The 19,301-nt window shown below is 68.3% G+C and carries 14 protein-coding genes and 1 pseudogene; 9 read left to right on the top strand and 6 right to left on the bottom strand.

Annotated features, from left to right (window positions below; all coding sequences use genetic code 11):
* Positions 1-4 precede the first annotated feature (4 nt).
* Positions 5-949 (top strand): formylglycine-generating enzyme family protein, encoded by a 945-nt coding sequence (locus OG609_RS41760; protein ID WP_443066184.1) that lies wholly within the window; start codon positions 5-7, stop codon positions 947-949.
* Positions 950-993: 44 nt separating this feature from the next.
* Here the strand turns inward: OG609_RS41760 and OG609_RS41755 are convergent.
* The 3 genes and pseudogenes from OG609_RS41755 to OG609_RS41745 all read right to left on the bottom strand — a co-directional run.
* Positions 994-1,328: pseudogene (locus OG609_RS41755) on the bottom strand (SulP family inorganic anion transporter); the annotation flags it as partial.
* A 144-nt stretch (positions 1,329-1,472) separates the two neighbouring features.
* The gene (locus tag OG609_RS41750; RefSeq protein ID WP_327277535.1) at positions 1,473-3,566 is read right to left on the bottom strand and encodes a DUF6351 family protein; all 2,094 of its coding nucleotides are present in this window, start codon (positions 3,564-3,566) and stop codon (positions 1,473-1,475) included.
* Between the two features lie 300 nt (positions 3,567-3,866).
* Positions 3,867-5,009, bottom strand: a complete 1,143-nt coding sequence (locus tag OG609_RS41745; protein WP_327277534.1) for a mandelate racemase/muconate lactonizing enzyme family protein — start codon at positions 5,007-5,009, stop codon at positions 3,867-3,869.
* A gap of 235 nt (positions 5,010-5,244) precedes the next feature.
* Here OG609_RS41745 and OG609_RS41740 point away from each other — a divergent pair, with 235 nt between their 5' ends.
* The 8 genes from OG609_RS41740 to OG609_RS41705 all read left to right on the top strand — a co-directional run bounded on the left by OG609_RS41740 (position 5,245) and on the right by OG609_RS41705 (position 16,526).
* Entirely contained in the window at positions 5,245-6,246 is a 1,002-nt protein-coding gene (locus OG609_RS41740) for a LacI family DNA-binding transcriptional regulator (protein WP_327277533.1), read from the top strand.
* 119 nt (positions 6,247-6,365) lie between these two features.
* A complete protein-coding gene (locus OG609_RS41735; RefSeq protein ID WP_327277532.1) occupies positions 6,366-7,706 on the top strand; it encodes an ABC transporter substrate-binding protein in 1,341 nt (446 codons plus the stop codon).
* 7 nt (positions 7,707-7,713) lie between these two features.
* Entirely contained in the window at positions 7,714-8,664 is a 951-nt protein-coding gene (locus OG609_RS41730) for a carbohydrate ABC transporter permease (protein WP_327277531.1), read from the top strand.
* Positions 8,661-9,539: a carbohydrate ABC transporter permease gene (locus OG609_RS41725; protein ID WP_327277530.1), complete on the top strand. Its 879-nt coding sequence runs from the start codon at positions 8,661-8,663 to the stop codon at positions 9,537-9,539. The genes OG609_RS41730 and OG609_RS41725 overlap by 4 nt, the downstream gene beginning before the upstream one ends.
* A 104-nt stretch (positions 9,540-9,643) precedes the next feature.
* Positions 9,644-11,935 carry a hypothetical protein gene (locus tag OG609_RS41720; protein ID WP_327277529.1) on the top strand — a complete coding sequence of 764 codons (2,292 nt, stop codon included), beginning with the start codon at positions 9,644-9,646 and terminating at the stop codon, positions 11,933-11,935.
* 12 nt (positions 11,936-11,947) lie between these two features.
* Positions 11,948-14,170, top strand: a complete 2,223-nt coding sequence (locus OG609_RS41715; RefSeq protein ID WP_327277528.1) for an FAD-dependent oxidoreductase — start codon at positions 11,948-11,950, stop codon at positions 14,168-14,170.
* A 26-nt stretch (positions 14,171-14,196) separates the two neighbouring features.
* Positions 14,197-15,063, top strand: coding sequence for an NAD-dependent epimerase/dehydratase family protein (locus OG609_RS41710; protein ID WP_327277527.1), 867 nt, complete (start codon positions 14,197-14,199; stop codon positions 15,061-15,063).
* A gap of 956 nt (positions 15,064-16,019) precedes the next feature.
* Positions 16,020-16,526, top strand: coding sequence for a signal peptidase II (locus OG609_RS41705; protein WP_327278363.1), 507 nt, complete (start codon positions 16,020-16,022; stop codon positions 16,524-16,526).
* A 42-nt stretch (positions 16,527-16,568) separates the two neighbouring features.
* Here the strand turns inward: OG609_RS41705 and lgt are convergent, their stop codons facing one another.
* The 3 genes from lgt to OG609_RS41690 all read right to left on the bottom strand — a co-directional run bounded on the left by lgt (position 16,569) and on the right by OG609_RS41690 (position 18,796).
* Positions 16,569-17,474 carry a prolipoprotein diacylglyceryl transferase gene (lgt, locus tag OG609_RS41700; RefSeq protein ID WP_327277526.1) on the bottom strand — a complete coding sequence of 302 codons (906 nt, stop codon included), beginning with the start codon at positions 17,472-17,474 and terminating at the stop codon, positions 16,569-16,571.
* Positions 17,475-17,621: 147 nt separating this feature from the next.
* A complete protein-coding gene (locus OG609_RS41695) occupies positions 17,622-18,275 on the bottom strand; it encodes a hypothetical protein (RefSeq protein WP_327277525.1) in 654 nt (217 codons plus the stop codon).
* Positions 18,272-18,796, bottom strand: coding sequence for a TetR/AcrR family transcriptional regulator (locus OG609_RS41690; RefSeq protein ID WP_382909464.1), 525 nt, complete (start codon positions 18,794-18,796; stop codon positions 18,272-18,274). The genes OG609_RS41695 and OG609_RS41690 overlap by 4 nt, the downstream gene beginning before the upstream one ends.
* Positions 18,797-19,301 lie beyond the last annotated feature (505 nt).

Raw genomic sequence — 19,301 nt, 5'->3', positions numbered from 1 at the left:
AACCATGCCCACCCCCCGACCCGTTCCCAGCTGTTGCATGTCCCCGGGCGCCGGAGCTGCCCAGGCGACACCCCTTGTGCCACCGGCTCGACGCGGCAGCGCCGAGGGCATGGCCCGCATCCCCGGAGGCCCGTTCCTGATGGGCGGCCAGGACACCCACACCCTGCACGCCGATGGCGAAGGCCCGGTCCGGGAAGTGCGCCTGGCCCCTTTCCTCATCGACATCCACGCCGTCACCAACGACGCCTTCCGCGCCTTCGCCGCGGACAGCGGATATGTCACCGATGCCGAGCGGATCGGCTGGTCGTACGTCTTCGCCGGCTTCCTCCCCGACCACCTGCGCCGAGGTGCGCCAAGCCCCGGGCACACCCCTTGGTGGTGCGCCGTGCCCGGCACTGCCTGGGCACGGCCCGAAGGGCCCGGCAGCACCCTCGACGGCAGAGGCGACCACCCAGTGGTCCACGTGTCCTGGAACGACGCCGCCGCCTATGCGCACTGGGCGGGCAAGCGCCTGCCCACCGAGGCCGAGTGGGAACACGCGGCGCGCGGCGGCCTCGAACAGCGCCGCTACCACTGGGGGGATGAACTGGACCCGGACGACGAGTACCGCTGCAACATCTGGCGCGGCCGCTTCCCCCTTCACAGCACCGCCGCCGACGGCTACCACAGCACCGCACCCGTCGACGCGTACCGGCCCAACGGCCACGGACTGTTCAACATGGTGGGCAATGTGTGGGAGTGGTGCGCGGACTGGTGGACCACCGACCATCACACCCACGGACTCGCCGACCCGACAGGCCCCACAACCGGCGACGCCAAGGTCATCCGGGGTGGCTCCCACATGTGCCACGCCTCTTACTGCAACCGCTACCGCGTCGCCGCCCGAACCGCCAACACCCCGGACAGCTCCAGCGGCCATGCCGGATTCCGCTGCGCCCGCAACGCGTGATCAAGAATTGCGCCTCGCATGGGTGATGCAGATGGGGACGGACGAGCATCCCAGATGTGCGCCGCGAACAGGTCGATGACCACCCTCTCGGGATCGGTGGCGTAGTTGAACCAGGTGACCAGGTCGTTCGAGGACGCGAAGAACAGGTCACCGGTCACGGAGCAGACCACGCTACCGCCGTCGGGCCCCGTGTCCGAAGTGACCTGAGTGAGGTGGGCGACGCGCTTGGCGAAGATACCAACGCCGTGATCGAGCCGACCATCACGCCGATGGCGGGGTTGCTGGTGGCGACGATGCAGAACACGGTGACGACCATGACGGCGATCCCACCGGCCGGCATCCGCTTGAAGGTCTTGGGCACGATGGAGTACCGGTCGAAGGCGCATGGGCCGAAAGCCACGTGCAACGCCTGAACCCACTCAACGGGACGCTCCGCATGCCCAACGTCCAGAAACCCCGTCCCGCTGACACCAAAGCGGGACGTCGCACCTGCCCCCGTTTTGGCCCACCTGCCGCGATCCTGTCACTTCCGGTCGAAGGAGAGCCATGTACCGGCGAGGCCCTGCTGGCCCGCCCCGGGCTTGGACCAGTCGCAGACACCGTCCCGGAAGATCGCCTTCAGATCCTTGAACTGGCCGTCGGTCACCGGCACTCGGTAGTCGGAGCGGATCACGGGACGCTTGCGGCACTTGACGATGTCGTTGGCCACATCGGCTCCGGCGACCATCCGCGGCGATGTCCACACCGGGTAGAGGGTGTTGCACTCGGTGTTGTCGATGCCCTCGACCTGGGGCTCCGCGATCTTCTTCGCACCGATGCCACGGGTCCAGCAGGCGTCCGTGAGACCCTGCGGCTGGTGGCGGACGATCTTCTCGATGGGGGCGTCGTTGCCGGAGTCTCCCTTGATGCCGGTGAGCCACTGGTCCATGTCGGACAGCATCCCGGCGAGAGTGAATCCGTGCCCGTTGGCGCGGGTGAGCATGACCTGGTTGGCGTGGGTGCCGTTGGCCTTGTCCAAGCGCGCCCGGGTGGAGAAGGAGTGGAAGCGCATGTGCATGTCGCCGGCCGACGCGTCGTCCGTGTAGTCGCGGTAGTCGATGATCGGAACGTCGGCGAGGCCGCCACCGCCGTTCAGCATGCGGCCCGTGCGGTAGGCCGTCCGTACCGCCTTGAGATCGGCGACGGTGCGCTCCGCGGCGGGCTTGGCGTCGTCGTCGAGGCCGCCGATGCGCCGGTTCAGGTCGATGAACCGGTCCATGTCGATGGTCCCGTTGTTCAGGGCCTCAAGTCCGTACTGGATACCGGTGTTGTCGAGCGGCCTGCGCGCCTTCCCGGTCTCCGGCACCTCGCCGTAGACGTTCACGGTGTGGCTGTAGACGTCACAGCGGGCACCGTCCGGATTGGTGTCGGGGTCGTAGCGCTGTCCCTCGGGCAGCTGGGGCGGGCAGAACACCGTGGGGTCGATACGGCCGCCCGCCCTGGCCAGGCTGCCGATGCTCTGCCACTTGCCGAACCCGGAGACCGCCTTCTGCTGGTCCTTGGTGAAAGCGTCCGGCGCGACTTCCTTGAAGTAGTGGTTCAGGAGCTGGGCGTCGCTGAGCGTCTGAATCGTCCCGAAGCCGACATCGGGGAAGCTGCAGCCGGAGAGGATGCCGTCCAGCAGACCCGGGTAGTTGTCGGCGATCTGGTGGGTCTGGTACGAGCCGCCGGAGCAGCCGTTTCCGATGGTGAAGGCCGGGTCGCCGTACGTCTCCACGAAGCGTTCCTTGACCATGCTCATGGTCTCGGCGGCCAGCAGGTCGTTGCAGTTGTTGCCGAAGACGTTCAGCGTGGACGATGCGACGCCGTAGCCCTTGCTCAGATACGTGTCGTTCATGATGCCGACGGTGTTGCGGCCCTGGACGTACCAGCCGCCGTTACAGCCCCCGCCGAAGCCGTACACGAGGCGCCCGTTCCAGCCCGGCCCACGCTGCAGCGGGTCGGGGGTGCCGGACTTCGGGTCGTGCAGCACGGCCGTCTCGTAGATGCCGCGGTTGATGGTGCCGGTCTCGACGCGGACGATGTACGGCACCTTCTTGCCCGCGCTCGTCGTGGCGGTCGCCAGGTCGGCGGGAAGGACGTTCTCGTCGGGCAACGGAACGAACTTGCCGGCCGTGGTGCGATACATGTAATCGACACGGGTCTTGACCGAGCAGTCCTTGTCGATCGGCTGCCCGAGGGTGCCGCCGGTGACCGTCTTGAACTCGGCGGTGTCACAGACGAACGGCTGCTCGTGCGGCCCGGAGAACACCGGCCCCGTGATGGGGTGGTTCTTCAGGATCAGTTGTCCGGCGTCCGCGCCCTGAGCCCTGGCCGTGAGCCTGTTGTCGCCCTTGGACAGCTCCTTCACCACGCCCATCAGCGCATTTTCGCCGGACGGCCGGAAGCTCGAGGTCACGTCCCGGCCCTCTACCTCGACCCGGACTTTGTCGGCGGCTATGGAGGCGGGCACCTCGACACGTATCAGGGCGTCGTCTCCCGACACCGTGCCGGGCCGCGACGACACGGCCGTCACCTGCAGCTTCTGGCGTTCCTGGCTGCCGGCCGGCGTCGCCGACGCGCCTACCAGCACGCCCATGAACGTTAGGCCGACAAGGCCCAGTTCGACCGGCCTCGCGGCTCCTGTGAACAACACGACGGAACTCGCCTCACTTTCTGAAGTCGGAGATCGTGCTCAGTGTGCAGACGCGGGCTGTGGGCCCGCCGGGACGGTGATGCGGATGTCCCGTTGTCATGGTGTGCGGCTTCCCAGCCAGTAACCGGAAGGGACCCGCTCCTTGTCCGGCGGCATGTGCGGCACCGGATGGGACACAAGGGTTGTACGCGGCTTTCGATTCCGCAGGAGCGTCGGCCCGCGCGGCCGACCGGCCCTGCCCGGCTACCAGTTGGTGAACGCCCCGTCCGCCGTGCGCAAGTGCGGGCGCTCGGCCGCCGCGGCCTGGTACCGGCGCGCCGCCTCCCGGTCGATGTCGACGCCGATGCCGGGCAGTTCGCTCAGCTCCACCCGCCCCGGCAGGATCGTCGGCCGCGCGGTGAAGAGGGCGGCGATGGCCGGATCGGGGTCGGTCTGGTGCTCCTGGATCGCCACATTGGGGCAGGCAAGGTTGAGTTGGAGCGAGGAAGCGGCGGTGACCGGGCCGAGCGGGTTGTGGGTGGCGAGCTTGATGTGGTGGGTCTCCGCCATCGCCGCGATCTTCTTCGCCTCGGTCAGGCCCGCGGCCACCCCGACGTCCACGCGCGCGTAATCGATGAGGTCGTCCTCGATGAGTGTCCTGAACTCCCATTTGGAGCCGTACTGCTCACCTGCGGCCAGTGGTACGCCGGTGCGGGCCCGCAGCATGCGGTAGCTGTCCGGGTTCTCACAGCGCAGTGGGTCCTCGACGAAGTACGGGCGGGCCGCCTCGATCTCCCGGCACAGGGTCAGCGCCTCCGGCGGATCCAGGCGCGTATGGACGTCGAGGATCAGCTCCACCTCGTCGCCGACCGCGTTCCGCACCTGGTGGAAGAGGTCGACCGAGTCGCGCAGACAGCGGCGGGCGTCGAGCGTGCCGTCGGCGTCGTGCGGCGAGGCGAACCGCAGATGGAGCCAGCCCTCGGCGACCAGGTCGCGGCAGCGGTCCAGGAACCACGCGCGGTCGTGGTAGCCGTCGCCGACATGCACATAGGCGGGTACGTGATCACGCACCCGGCCGCCGAGGAGTTCATGCACCGGTACGCCGAGCGCCTTGCCGCGGATGTCCCAAAGGGCCACGTCCACCGCTGCGATGGCAGCGCCGAGTATGCGGTCGGCGGGGAAGAACCCGCGCCGGAACATCACCTGCCAGAGGTGCTCGATCCGCCGCGGGTCCTCGCCGACGATCAGCTCCGCCAGGTGCTCGAGACCCCCCGCGACCGCCCGTTGGCGCGACCTGATGCCGACCTCGCCCAGGCCGTGGATGCCCTCGTCGGTGTCGACCACGACCAGCATCATGCTGTCGCCGTGGTCGGGGAGAGTCAGCACTTCCAGGCCGGTGATCTTCATTCCACTCCTCTATGAAAACGTTCCCGCAATTTCAGTACCGTTCTTGAGAACACATCATCGACAGCAGTCGAGTCGAAGCGCAAGACCCATGCATCCAGAAGGTTTTCCTCGATGAAATAGTCCTGACACACGTCTTGACACGTCATGGGAACGTTCGCAAACATCAACCGCATTCGCAGGATCCAGATGCGAGACGACCGGGGTCCCCCGGTTCAAGACGACAAGGAGGCCGTCCGTGGCAGTCACGATCCGGGAGGTGGCGAGCGCCGCGGGCGTCTCGGTGTCGACGGTGTCCCGCGCGTTCACCGCACCCGACCAGGTGCAGCCGACGACGCGGCAGCGCATCCTCGACGCCGCGGCCAAGCTCGGCTACTCCCCCAACCCGGCGGCCCGTTCACTGCGCGGCGGCGGCACCGGAACGCTCGGCCTGATCGTCCCGGACATCGCCAACCCGTTCTTCCCGCCGATCATCAAGGCGATGCAGGCCCGCGCCCGGCACCTGGGCTACACGGTCCTGGTCGCCGACAGCGACGAGCGCGAGGCGGACGAGCTGACCGCCATCGCGGCCGTATCGAAGCGGGTCGACGGCCTGATCCTGTGGGCCTCCACCCTCACCGAGGACCGGCTCCATGAACTCGCGGGCCGGATGCCGCTGGTGGTGGTGAACCGTCATGTGCCGGGCATCCCCGAGGTCCGGATCTCACTGTCCGCCGGCATCGCGCAGGCCGCCGAGCAGTTGAAGGCGTACGGTCATCGGCGCTGCGTCTTCATCAACGCGTCCCGCGCCGAGCTGAGCCGCGGGAAGTCCATCCAGGAGTCCTTCGAAGCGGTCGACCTCTCCCTGTCCGAGCTCGGCCCGTACGAGCCGCGGTTCGAGACGGGCGTGCACGCCGCCACCCTCGTCGCCGCCCACGACGCGACGGCCGTGATCGCCCACAACGACCTGGTCGCCCTCGGCGTGCTGCACCAGATGGCCAACCTCGGCGTGAGCGTGCCGCGCGACGTCAGCGTCATCGGCATCGACGACACGCTGCTCGCCTCCGTCTCCACCCCCAGCCTCACCACGATCAGGATCGACCCCGAAGAGATCGCCACGCGCGCGGGGGACCTCCTGATCGAGACGATCGCGAGCACAACAGGCCGTGCTGGACAAGGACGTGAAGTCACTTCCCCCTTCGTGGAGATCGGCTCCCGCCTGATCCCCCGTGCCTCGACGGGCCCCGCACCCGCCCACTGATCCACGGCGCACACCACCACAACGAGCAAAGCGCCGCACTACACCGCACCGAGCCCACTCCTGCCCTTCTTGGAGCCGTTATGCCCAGAAACTCCCGCTGTGCGGCCATACTTGGCTGCATGGCGCTGACCGCGACTCTCGCGAGCTGTTCCTCCCTCACCCCGAGCAGTGCCGGCGGGGACGGCGATCTCGTGCTGCGGGTGCAGGGCATGCCGCCGGCCACCGACAAGCCGGGGGTCGCCCTGTTCAAGAAGCAGGTGGCCGACTTCGAGAAGGCCAACCCGGGCATCAAGGTCAAGGGTTCGACCACGGTCTTCGACCCGCTGACCTTCTCCGCGAAGCTGTCCGGCGGCAATGTCGAGGACGTCATCAAGGTGCCGCTGACCGAGCCGCAGCGGCTCATCCAGCAGAAGCAGGTGCAGCCGATCACGGGGCAGCTCAAGGAGTGGAAGCACTTCAAGGAGTTCAACCCTCAGGTCCTCCAGCCGCTCACCGACAGTGCCGGCGACGTGTACGGCGTGCCGCAGAATCCGTACGCCCAGGGCCTGGTCTACAACCGCGAGCTCTTCGAGAAGGCCGGCCTCGACCCGGACAGACCCCCGGCCACCTGGGCGGAAGTCCGCACAGCCGCCAAGAGGATCAGCGACAGTACCGGCAAGGCGGGCTTCGTCCACGAGTCCAAGGACAACCAGGGCGGCTGGCAGCTGACGATGCTGTCGTACGCCTTCGGTGGCGAGCTGGAGAAGGAGCAGGGTGGCACGTACGCCGCCACGCTCACCGGGGAGCCGACGAAGAAGGCATTGCGGCTACTCAAGGACATGCGCTGGAAGGACGATTCGCTCGGCAAGACCCTGCTCAACAATCAGAACGACGTGATCAAGCAGTTCGCGGCCGGTCAGGTCGGCATGTTCATGGGCAGCCCGGGGACGTACCGACTGGCGAAGATGCAGTTCGGCATGGAGAACACCGACGCCTTCGGAGTGGCCCCGATGCCGCAGTCCGGCGGCGACGCGACACTCACCGGCGGCGACATCTACATGGTCCCGAAGTCCGCCGACAAGAAGCATGCGGCAGCGGCCGTCGAGTGGCTGACCTTCGCCTACGCCAAGCCGCAGTACAGCACCGGCATCGCCGCCGAGCAGGCCAAGGCGCTCTCCGCCGACCCGAAGTCCGCGGTGGGCGTGCCGACGCTTCCGGTCTTCGACAAAAAACGGCAGACCGAGATCGACGCAGCGATCAAGCCGTACGTCAATGTGAAGCTGCAGAACTTCAAGCCGTACATCGACGGTCTCTCCACGCTGAAACTGAAGCCGGAGCCGCCGTACCAGGCGCAGAAGCTGTACACCGTGCTCGACCCGGTGGTCCAGGCTGTGCTCACCAAGCGCGACGCCGACATCGACTCCCTGCTGGCCTCGGCCGAGAAGGACGTCAATGCCAAGCTCGCCGCGGACCAGAAGTAGCCGCCCCATGGCCCTGCTCACTCCGTCCCGGCGCCCGGCCGCTGTGGCCAAGGAGCCCGTTCCGCGAACCCTGCCGCAGCGACGACGTGGCACCGGCCCCCGCAAACAGTTCACGGCCTGGCTGTTCCTCGTCCCCGCGCTGCTGGTCTTCGGGCTCTTTGCCTGGTGGCCGATCGTGCGCAGCCTGCTGCTCAGCTTCCAGAAGACCAACCTCGTCGAGCCCGCGGTCTGGGTCGGCCTGGACAACTTCCGTACTCTGTTCGACGATCCGCTGCTCGGCACCGCCGTCGGGAACACCCTGTTCTTCGTGGCCCTCGGCCTGCTGATCGGCTTCCCGGCGCCGCTGATCCTGGCCGCGATCATGTCGACGGTGCGGCGCGGCGCGGGCGTCTACCGCTTCCTGGTGTATCTGCCGGTGGTCATCCCGCCAGTGGTGGCGATCCTGCTCTGGAAGTGGTTCTACGATCCCGGGAGCGGGCTCTTCAACAACGTCCTCGGCAAGGTCGGGCTCGGCCCGTACTCGTGGCTGGAGTCCTCCGACAGCGCCATGCTCTCGCTGGTCCTGGAGGCCACCTGGGCGGGCATGGGCGGCGCCGTCCTGATCTACCTCGCGGCGATGGTCGGCATCCCCGGCGAACTCTATGAGGCCGCCGAGATGGACGGCGCCGGGATCTGGCGGCGGATCTGGCATGTGATGCTGCCCCAACTCCGGTCCGTCATCGGACTGTTGCTGCTCGTCCAGCTGATCAACACGGTGCAGGTCTTCACCGAGCCGTACGTCTTCACCGGCGGCGGACCCGAGAACTCCACCCTCACGGTCCTGCTGCTGATCTTCCGGTACGCCTTCCAGGACGGCGAGTACGGCCAGGCCGCCGCACTCTCCTTCCTGATGGTGCTCGCCCTCGCCCTGCTCTCCGCGGTGTATCTGCGGGCCACCCGCAGCTGGAGCACGTCATGACCACGCTCACCACCTTCGTCTCCACCAACGACCGCCAACGCCCCGGCGTACGCGCCGCAGTGCGCTCCATCCAGGTGTTCACCCTGATCCTGCTGCTGCTCATCGGCATCGGGCCGCTGTACTGGATGGTCAAGGGCGCGGTCTCAACGCCCACCGAGCTCACCACTCAGCCCCTGGCCCTCTGGCCGGACCGGCCGGCCCTGGGCAACTTCTCGGCGGCGTACACCGATCTGAGTGTCGGCCGCTATCTGATGAACACCTTCCTGGTGGTCGGCGGATCGTGGTTCGTGCAGCTCTTCGTCTCGGCCACGGCGGGCTTCGCCCTATCGGTGCTCAGGCCGAGGTTCGGCAAGGCCGTCTACGGGGCGATCCTCGCCACGATGTTCGTGCCGTACACGGTGAACATGGTCAGCCTCTTCATGACCGTGATCGATGTGCCGTTCCTCCACCTCAACCTGGGCGACACCTACTGGGCGATCTGGCTGCCGGCCGGCACGAACGCCTTCACGGTGCTACTCGCCAAGCAGTTCTTCGACGCCCTGCCGAAGGAGCTGTTCGACGCGGCGCGGGTCGACGGGGCGAGTACCTGGCAACTGCTCACCAAGATCGTGCTGCCCATGAGCAAGCCGGTGCTCGCCGTGATCAGTCTGCTCGCGGTGATGCACTCCTGGAAGGACTTCATCTGGCCGCTGGTGGCCATCACCGACCCTGAGAAGCAGCCGATCAGCGTCGCTCTCGCCCAGCTCGCCACGCAGGCTCCGCAGGACCAGCTGATCGCCGCGATGGTGCTCGCCGTCGCCCCGCCGGTGCTCGTCTTCGTCGTCTGCCAGAAGTACATCGTCGCCGGGCTCGGCTTCACCGGAGTCAAGGGCTGAGTTCCACCGGAGCCAACGGCCGAGCCCTCAACTCCCCCACCACACCTTCCGCTTCGGAGCCTTCGGAGCATCCGGAACACCCCGACCAAGAGAAGGGCACCTCCATGTCAGTCGCCCGCCGCAGATTCATCCAGGGCACGGCCGTCGCCACCGGCGCCGCACTGCTGCCGACCGTTCCCGCGTACGCCGCAGACCCGGTCACCATCGAGGCCGACGGCATCACCCTGGTCGGCCGTAGCGACGGCAGCGTCCTCGTGCAGGACGGTGCGGGCGCCGACCGAATCCTGCTCAACCACTTCATGATCAAGGACACCGCGCTCGGCCAGCAGCGGACCTTCGGCGGTACGCCCGCCCGGATCACGCTCCCCGACGGGCGGCCCGCGATTCAGGTCACGTACACGATGGCGAGCGGCGTGTCCGGAGTCACGGTGCGCGGCACCTTCGACGTCACCCCTCACAAGGCACACATGAAGTGGGAGGTCGCCGGCTCCAGCACGCTCACACCGGCCGGCTTCATGTTCTCCCGCACGGTGTACGAAGCGAGCGCGGCGGAGTCGTACGAAGCGCTGACCGTCTGGGAGCGGGACGCCCGGGGCGGCATTCCGTACGAGGTGAACGCGGGCGGCGCGTACGTGGAGACGTGGGCGGGATCGAAGGGCTTCTTCTGCCTTTCGTCCACCAACCCGGCGAGCACGAACGCCACATGGGTCCATTCCCCCGGCACCTCGACCGGCGCGGGCACCGCGGTCACCGAGGCCGATCTGGTCCTCGGCGATCTGCGGCCGCGCGGGGCGGGAGCGCTCGCTGCCAAGAGGCCCCTCGGCGTGGAGGTGTGGACCGACCAGCCGTTCAACCTCTACACGGCGGCCGGGCAGACGATGACGCTCAAGGCGCAGGTCGTCAACGGCTCCGCCGCGGCCAGGAAGGTGACCCTGACGTGGTGGGCGCGGGACTTCGGCGGCAAGAAGATCGCCGGTGGAACGCTCTGCAAGAACCTCGCGGCGGGCGCCGCCTGGAATGCCTCCTTTCCTCTGACCTCGCCGTCGCAGAACATCGTGTTCACCGAGGTGCAGGCGGTCAGCGGCAGTGACAAGGCGCTGGCCCGCACGAATCTGAGCGTGCTCCCGGAGTTCGCGTACAAGGCGGGCAAGGAGTCGATGTTCGGCCTCGCCAACTACCCCTGGCTGCTCAAGCCCGGCAAGGACGCCGTACTCGGGCTGGTCAGGACGCTCGGCATCAAGTGGATCCGCATCGCCTACGCAGGCGCCCCGGGTATCGACACCGCGACTCTGGACGCGAACGGCATCGGGCACAACGTGGAGCTGAGCGGCATCCCCGTGGGCGGTAGTCCGGAGCAGATCGCGGCCTGGGCCGACACGAATGTCGCCAAGGCCCTGGACGCCGAGGCCGCGTACTTCGAGGTGAGCAACGAGGTCAACCAGCCCTGGATGTCTGGCCGCGGCGCCGACGCCTACGTCCGGGACGGTCTGCGCCAGGTCACCACGCGCCTCGACGCGGCGGGCTCGCGGATGAAGGTCATGAACGCCGGCCTGGGCGGCATGGACTACGTATGGACCAAGAACTTCCATGACGCGGGCGGCTGGGACCTCATCGACGCCTTCGCCTTCCACCCCGGTCGCGGCAACTTCACGCCCGACTTCGCACCGCCGCCCGAGGAGTGGACGCAGGGGTCGTCCGGCTCGTACTGGAACTTCCTCGGCGCACTGCGCAAGGCGAACCAGGTCCTTCAGGAGTACGGCGGCGACAAGGAGCTGTGGCTCACCGAGGCGTACGCGCCGACCCGGCCCAACGTGTGGTGGAGCGACACCTACCGGCACGCCGCCGAGAACACGCTGCTCACCCTCGCTCTCGCCAAGTCCGAGAAGGTGCGCGCCGTCAACTGGTACCAGCTGCACGACTCGGTGCTCTACCACCCGCAGGAGGCCGACCCGGCCAACCCCGAATACCACTACGGCCTGATGAACCGCGACACCAGCGCCAAGCCCTCGCTCCTCGCCTTCGCGACCGCCGCCCGGGTCCTGGACGAGGCCGAGTTCGTCCGGCATCTCGCCTTCACGGACCAGGACATCAAGGGGCTCCTCTTCACCACTCCCGGCGGACCGGTGTCGATCATCTGGAGCCGCAAGGACGGGTACATCCTCAACTCCGAGCACGGCGAGGATCCTTGGTACGCATCGCCCGAGCCATGGATCGACACCTGGACGACCAGGACCACGGTCGTGGCCCACTCGGGGACGGTCAACGGCAGGGTGCGAGAGCTGAACTGCATCGGCCAGGAACGCTCTCTGAAAGCCTCCAGCGGCAAGATCACCCTCACCCTCGACGGCGCCCCGCGCATCTACTACGGTCTCGCCGCCAATCCCGACTGGAAGTAAGTGACGTACGACATGAGAAATGAAACCGCACGGCACGACATCACCGTCGTCGGCGGCGGCCTGGCCGGGGTCTGCGCGGCGATCGCCGCGGCCCGGCTCGGCCGGAGCGTCGCGCTGATCAACAACAGGCCGGTGCTCGGCGGCAACGCGAGCAGCGAGGTCCGGGTCTGGGTGTGCGGCGCGACCGGCCACGGCAAGAATCACCATGCCCGTGAGGGCGGCATCATGGGCGAGTTGCTCGTGGAGAACCAGTTCCGCAACCCGGACGGGAACCCCTATTACTGGGATGCCGTGGTCCTGGACGCCGTGCGCGCCGAGCCCGGCATCACGCTCTACCTCAACACCGACGTGCGCGAGGTCGACGCCGAAGGTCCGGACGAGGCCCGGCGGATCACCTCGGTCACCGGCTGGATGATGGGCTCGGAGCGGCGGATACGTTTCGAGAGCTCGCTCTTCCTCGACTGCACGGGAGACGGCCTGATCGGCCACCTGGCGGGCGCCCACCACCGCATCGGCCGGGAATCGCGCGCCGAGTACGACGAGGCATGGGCTCCGGAGACGGCCGACGACATCACTCTGGGATCGACTCTCCTCTTCTATACGAAGGATGCCGGTCACCCGGTCAAATTCGTGCCGCCGAACTTCGCCAAGGACATCACCCGGACCTCCATCCCGCAGCGCCGCATCATCAAGGCGGGCGACAACGGCTGCGCGTACTGGTGGATCGAGTTCGGCGGCGAGCTCGACACCGTCCACGACAACGAACGCATCCGCGACGAACTGTGGTCGGTGATCCACGGCATCTGGGACCACATCAAGAACTCCGGCGAGTTCGACGCGGCGAACATGACCCTGGAGTGGGTGGGCTCGGTCCCCGGTAAACGGGAGTACCGGCGCTTCCTCGGCGACTACGTCCTGCACCAGGGCGACATCCTCGGCCAGACCGAGTTCGCCGACCGGGTCGCTTTCGGCGGCTGGTCGATCGACCTGCATCCGCCGCAGGGCATGTTCGCCACCGAGGCAGGGGCCAGACAGCTCTACGCGGACGGCATTTACCACATTCCGTTCCGCAGCCTCTACTCGGTGAACACCGAGAACCTGCTCTTCGCCGGGCGCAACATCTCCGCCAGCCATGTCGCCTTCGGCTCGACCCGCGTCATGGCGACCTGCGCCACGATCGGACAGGCGGCCGGCACGGCGGCGGCACTCTGCGCCACCGGAGATGTCACCCCGCGCGAACTCCCCGTACCCGAGCTGCACCGTGCGCTGCTGCGCCAGGATGCCTCGCTCATCGGCCTCGCCTCGACGGACCCGGAGGACCTGGCCCTGCGGGCGAGGGCCACCGCCTCATCCACCTTGAGCCGCTTGGCAGTCGAGGACTCCGACGAGCTGTGGCCGCTCGCGGCGGACGCCGGACTCGTCCTCCCCGCGGACCCGGACCTCTCCGGGGTGGAACTGCTCGTCGACGCCGACCGCGACACCGAGATCGTGATCGATCTGTACGACCCCGAACTCGGCCAGAACTACGTCCCGCGCCGCCTCGTCACCTCCACCACCCTGCCCGTCGCCGCCGGTGCCCGGCAGTGGCTCAAGACGGGCCTGGACTGGTCTCCCGAAACCCCGCGCAACGCCTTCCTGGTAGTCCGCGCCAACGACGCCCTCGCTCTGCACCGCTCCGACCGCCCGACCCCCGGCGTCCTGTGCTTCACGCGCGTCCCGCTGCGCCCGTCGGACGAATCGCCGCAGCCGCTGCGCGAGTGGACGGACACGGGTCTGCTGCGCCGCACCTTCTGCCTCCGTACGGGAGAGACCGCGGCCTACTCCCCCGCCAAGGCCACCGACGGCTACGCCCGCCCGTACGCGGGACCGCACATGTGGGTCTCCGCACCACTGGCGGACGTCCCTTCCCCCTGGCTCGAGTTGGCCTGGCCCGAACCGGTCGTTCTGGGCCGGATCGAGGTCATCGCCGACGACGACGTCAACGAGGACCTGATCAACTTGCACCACCACCGCACGCCCTTCGACACCCTCCCCACCCTCCTTCGCGACTACCGCGTCGAGGCACTGGATACTGACGGCACCTGGCGCGTCATCGCCCGTGCGGCGCAGAATCGGCGGCGACGCGAGACGCACACGCCGGCGGAGCCGGTCACCACGTCGGCGATCCGGATCGTCGTCGAAGCCACCAACGGGGCGGCGTCGGCGCACGTCGTCGCCGTGCGCGCCTACGAGTAGAAGCACCGACGCAGGAGAGTGACTGGATGGTCGGAAGAACGATGGTCACCGGGGCCGCCGGGCGGATCGGGCGAGCGGTCCTCGCGCTGCTCGCCGAGCGGGGGATCGAGGCGAACGCCTTGGTCCTCGATGATCCCGGTGATCTCGCGGCGCGCCTGGTCGTGACCGGTGACGCGGCCGACGCGAAGACCGTGCGGGCGGCTCTGGACGGCGCTGACGCGGTCATCCACCTGGCGGCGATCCCGACTCCCGCGCGCAACACCGCATTTGAGGTCTTCGCGGGCAACAGCCTCTCCACCTTCACCGTCCTGGAGGAGGCCGGGCGGGCCGGGATCCGGCATGCGGCGGTGGCAAGCTCCTGGGGTGTCACGGGCCTGCCCTGGACGGACGTCGAGGATCCGCATCCGCCGTACGCACCGGTCGATGAGGCGATGGCCTCCCAGGTTGCCGACCCTTACGGCCTGTCCAAACAGGTCGACGAGCTGACAGCGCAGATGATGGCGCGGCGGCACGGGATGAGCGTGGTGTGCCTGCGCTATCCGTACGTGGGCGGATTCGAGGAACGGCTGCACGCCCACGCCGCCCGGCTCACGGCCGACCCGGCTGCGGGGGCAAGGGACCTGTGGACGTACCTCGAGGTCCGTGACGCGGCGAGGGCCGCGCTGCTGGCCCTGGACGTACCCGGCCGTGCGGCGCACGCGGTACACCTCTGCGCCCCCGAGATCATCGTGCCGTACCCGACGGAGGAACTGCTGCGCCGCTATCACCCCACCACCGTGCTGCGGCGCCCGCTGCCGGGTCGCGCGGCGCCGGTCGACACCTCGGCCGCGCGCAGGTTGCTGGGGTTCACGGCACAGAATCTCCTCGGTCACGGGTCGGTTCCGCCGAGTTGAGATCACGACGGCCGTCGAACCACCGCAGATGGGAGAGAACAGGACGTTTCCCGAGTCCGAGTGACGTACCGAGTGACATCCGCGACGACTCCACCGAATCGTCGTCAGCCGGGCGAAGGTGAACGGCGCGCGGCCAGTGAGGTCGGCCGCCTCTGTCATCGACGCGACCCGTGAGGTCGGCCGGCTGTGCCGTGACCCGTCCCGACCACCTGTCCGCGCTCATGGGCGGGATCGGCGTCCCGGTCGCAGCCGCCCGCGGTGCCGCCATCCGGCAACAACTCCTCGAACTTCCCGCCCCCGTCGTCGCGGACGCTCTCGGCTACCACGACAGGGGCACCAGCCGCCTCCTCAAGGAGACCGGCGGGACGCGGAGCCGTACACCGCCGGCGATCACACAAGGTCACCAGTCGGTTGGACTCCTCGGAGAACTGGCGACAGTTGAATACGAGCCGCAGCGCAGGTGGGCCAGGACCAGCAGGGCCTGCCGGCCCGGCGTGAGCCACCGCCGACGCGTGCCGATCCCGTGCCGGTGTACGGACAGCTCGCGCGAAAGGTGCCGCAGGCTCGCGGTGGACAGATCGATCGACTGGGGTCTCCCCTGCTCGAACGGAGTTGAGAGCTTGGGGAAGGGCAGACAAGCAGACGAAGCTCCTGGCAGACACGGGTGATCTTGGTCGAGAACTCGTCCACCAGGAGCTTCACCAGTTCGTGCAGCCCGCCAACTGCCCACCGACACCACCGGGTTGGAAAGGGCTCACTGCCCCCAGGTGATTCGTTTCGGCCAACTGCTCACGCCAGAGGTGCGTGGCAGCGTGGCGGCGCGCGCGGGGGTTCAGTGGTCACGCGTAGAGCGTACAGATGACCTTCGCCCGGGAAAGCGGAGAAGACGACTCAGGAGGGGCCGATAGTCTTAGGGAATCTTGGTTCGGATATCGCTGCGCACGGAGGCCACAATGATGCGGTTGGAGCGGGGTTCAAGCCGACTGTACGGCGTGATGCTCATGCTGGCGGCGGTGGTCCTGCTCGCGGACCAGCTCACCAAACTGTGGGCGGTCTCCGCGCTGTCCGACAGCGAGCGCGTCGCCGTGATCCCCCCTCTGATCCACTTCCGGTTGCTGTACAACGCTGGCGCCGCGTTCTCCATGGGCACCGAGGCGACATGGGTGTTCACCCTGGCAGCGGCGGGGGCAGTGGTCGGCATCCTCTACACCGCACGCCGACTGGCCTCTGCGGGCTGGGCGCTCGTGTTGGGCGCGCTGCTCGGCGGTGCGGTATCCCACCTGGGCGACCGGCTCTTCCGCGAGCCCGGCTTGGCCCGCGGGCATGTTGTGGACTTCATCGACTACGGCCCGTTCGTGGGTAACGTCGCCGACATCGCGCTCACCTGCGGGTGCGTCGCATTGGTGCTGCTCAGCCTGCGTGGGGTGCAGCTCGCCAAGGTGCCGGGCGAGGAATCCGCCTAGCTTCTCGCCAAAACCACCGACAGGCCACACCGAGCAACGGTCTCACGTGTCATCGTGCGTGGCTCCCCCTGTCTTGACGGCGACGTCCAGGCGCGGCTCGCCGGCCCTCGCGTTGCCGCCCTCGACCTTCGATCGCGTCACGTCGTCGATGCCCGGGTGGCGGCGGGCCGACACGGCGAGGCAGGCGATGGCGCCAAGGAAGACCACGACAGAGGTCCAGTTGTTCAGGCGCAGGCCGAGGAACGTGTGGGACTCGTCGATGCGCAGGTACTCGGTCCAGAACCGGCCGACCGTGTAGGCGGCGACGTACAGGGCGAAGGTCCTGCCGTGACCGAGCGCGAACCGGCGGGCCGCCCACAGGGCCACTGCGGCGACGCCGATGTCCCAGAGGGACTCGTAGAGGAAGGTGGGATGGTACGTCGCGATGTCGAGCATGTCGGACGGACGGTGCGCGCGGTCGATCTCCAGGCCCCAGGGGAGCGTGGTGGGGCGGCCGTAGAGTTCCTGGTTGAACCAGTTGCCCCAGCGGCCGATCGCCTGGGCCAGGGCTATGCCAGGGGCGACCGCGTCCGTGAAGGCGGGGAAGGGGATGCGGCGGCGACGGCAGCCGATCCACGCGCCGACCCCGCCCAGGGCGATGGCGCCCCAGATACCGAGCCCGCCCTCCCACACGTACAGGGCTCGGATCGGCTCGCCGCGTTCGCCGAAGTACGCGTCGGGGCTGGTGATCACGTGGTACAGCCGTCCACCGGCGATGCCGAATGGCACTGCCCAGATGGTGACGTCCGCGATGACGCCCTGATCCCCGCCCCGCGCGACCCAGCGCCGGTTGCCGAGCCAGACGGCCACGAACACGCCCAGGATGATGCAGAAGGCGTACGCCCTCAACGGAACCGGGCCGAGGTGAAGGACCCCGGTCGAAGGACTGGGAAGGTAGGCGAGATCCATCGTCACTCCGTAGAAGTCTCAGTCAATCAGAAGCCCGGCTGGTGATGGCGCACCGTGCAGCGGGCCCCACCCGTGACTCGGGCCGTTTCCCAGCGGGTTGTCGATGAGGTTTCGGTGCCCGGCTGTCCGGGTTCCGGAACTCCGGGCTCAGGGCCGGCGCCTGAGGGCTGCGCCGAGTGCGGCGATCCAGATCAGCAGCAAGGGCAGTGAAATGAATGCCGTCGGGGTCAAGGCGGTGGACAGGAGCAGGTATCCGATGCCGGACGCGGTGATCGTGACGGCGAGGACCCAGCCGATGACGACCTCCCAACGCCGCAACAGTGTGCCGTGCTGCGAGGCCGCGCAGGCAGCCGCGGCGAGCGCGGCGAGCGCGAACATCTTGACACCGTCCGCACGCTGGACCGCCTCGAACAGTGCGCCCGTCCTGCCCGGTGACGCTGGATCAGCTCCAGGTACTGCGATCAGTTCCAGGGCGAGTTGCACGAATGCGAGCGCCCCCGCGACTCTCCCGGCCCATCCGGCCGTGCGAGCCGCAGTGTTGCTGGTACGGCGGGCCCAGTCGAGCAGTCCAGATCCGACGACCACCAGGCTGACAGCTGCCACACCGTGAACGAGCAGCGCCTGGGCCACAGCCTGGACCGGCCGGTCGGCGTACGCGGTCGTGATCCCGACGTGTGTGTCACCGACTTCGGGTGTGGCTCCCCATGCGGCAGCGAGCCCGAGAATCCATGCCGCGGCGTGTATGAATCCGGCGGCGCGGGCGGTGACGCCGGTAGCAGGATCCTTGGCGATTGCGGTCATACGGTGTCTCCCCGGGTCTTGTTTCGGATTGCCTGGACGAACGCCTCGCAGCCGGTGCGCCATGCGGCGTCCAGGTCTGCGCCGGGCGGGAAGCGGCCGTCGAGTTCGAGCACGACCATGCCGTGCGCGAATGCCCAGAACGAGCGCGCGATGTCGATGTCGCCGTGCACCGCGCGGGCCAGCGGCGTCGCCGCGCGATCTTCGAGTCCCTCGGGGAGTGCGGTGCGGGCGAGCGGCCGAGTATGGGCGATGCGGTAGAGGTGCGGACTGGCGAGAGCGTGCCGTCGGTAGGCGCGGGCGAGCACAAACAGGGGCGGTTCGACGCCGATCTCGGCTTCGGCGGCCTCCAGATCCTCCGCCAACTGGGTCATCCCCTGCGCCTGGAGCCCGGCCTCGACAGCGGCCTTGTCAGGAAAGTGCTTGTACAAGGAAGGCGCCCGGATGCCGACACGCTCGGCGATGCGCCGCATCGACAACGCATCCGGCCCTTCGGCGTCGAGCAGTTCCCGGGCGGCGGCCATGATCTGCTGCGCACGGTCAGCCACGGCGGGCCGTCCGCGCGATCGCGATGCCGGTGGGCCGTCCGGATCCGGAAGCCGGCATCCGAACGACGAGTGGGAACGGGGATGCGGCGAGCCCGGGACACCGGATTCCCCCGGTGCGCTTCGCAGGGTTCCGTGGGAACGGGCCCGGTCCAGCGAGGAACACGAGCGCGGCGACGGCCGGCGGTTGGTGCTCCTCCCCGGGGACCGCCAACGCCCCGGAGGGGAGCGCTAGTGCCTCCCATGGACCCCGCAGGGTCCGGATCGGGACACTGCCGCACGGGGTGCTGCTGGCTGTAGCGGTGTTCACTGGGCCCTCTCGCATTGCAACCGACCGACATAGCTAACACTGTTAGCCACGCGACGCCACGTTATGGCTATCGGTGTTAGCCGTCAAGTTCGGAGGGTGCCGAACTCCGACCGACCGAGCCTGAACGTCAAGTCCTGCTCGGCGAGTTCCGCCTGACCGTCAACCCCAACCGCG

Source organism: Streptomyces sp. NBC_01224 (assembly GCF_036002945.1).
Lineage (GTDB): Bacteria > Actinomycetota > Actinomycetes > Streptomycetales > Streptomycetaceae > Streptomyces.
Note: the sequence above shows the minus strand (reverse complement) of the source record. Positions and strands in the feature narration are given on the sequence as shown.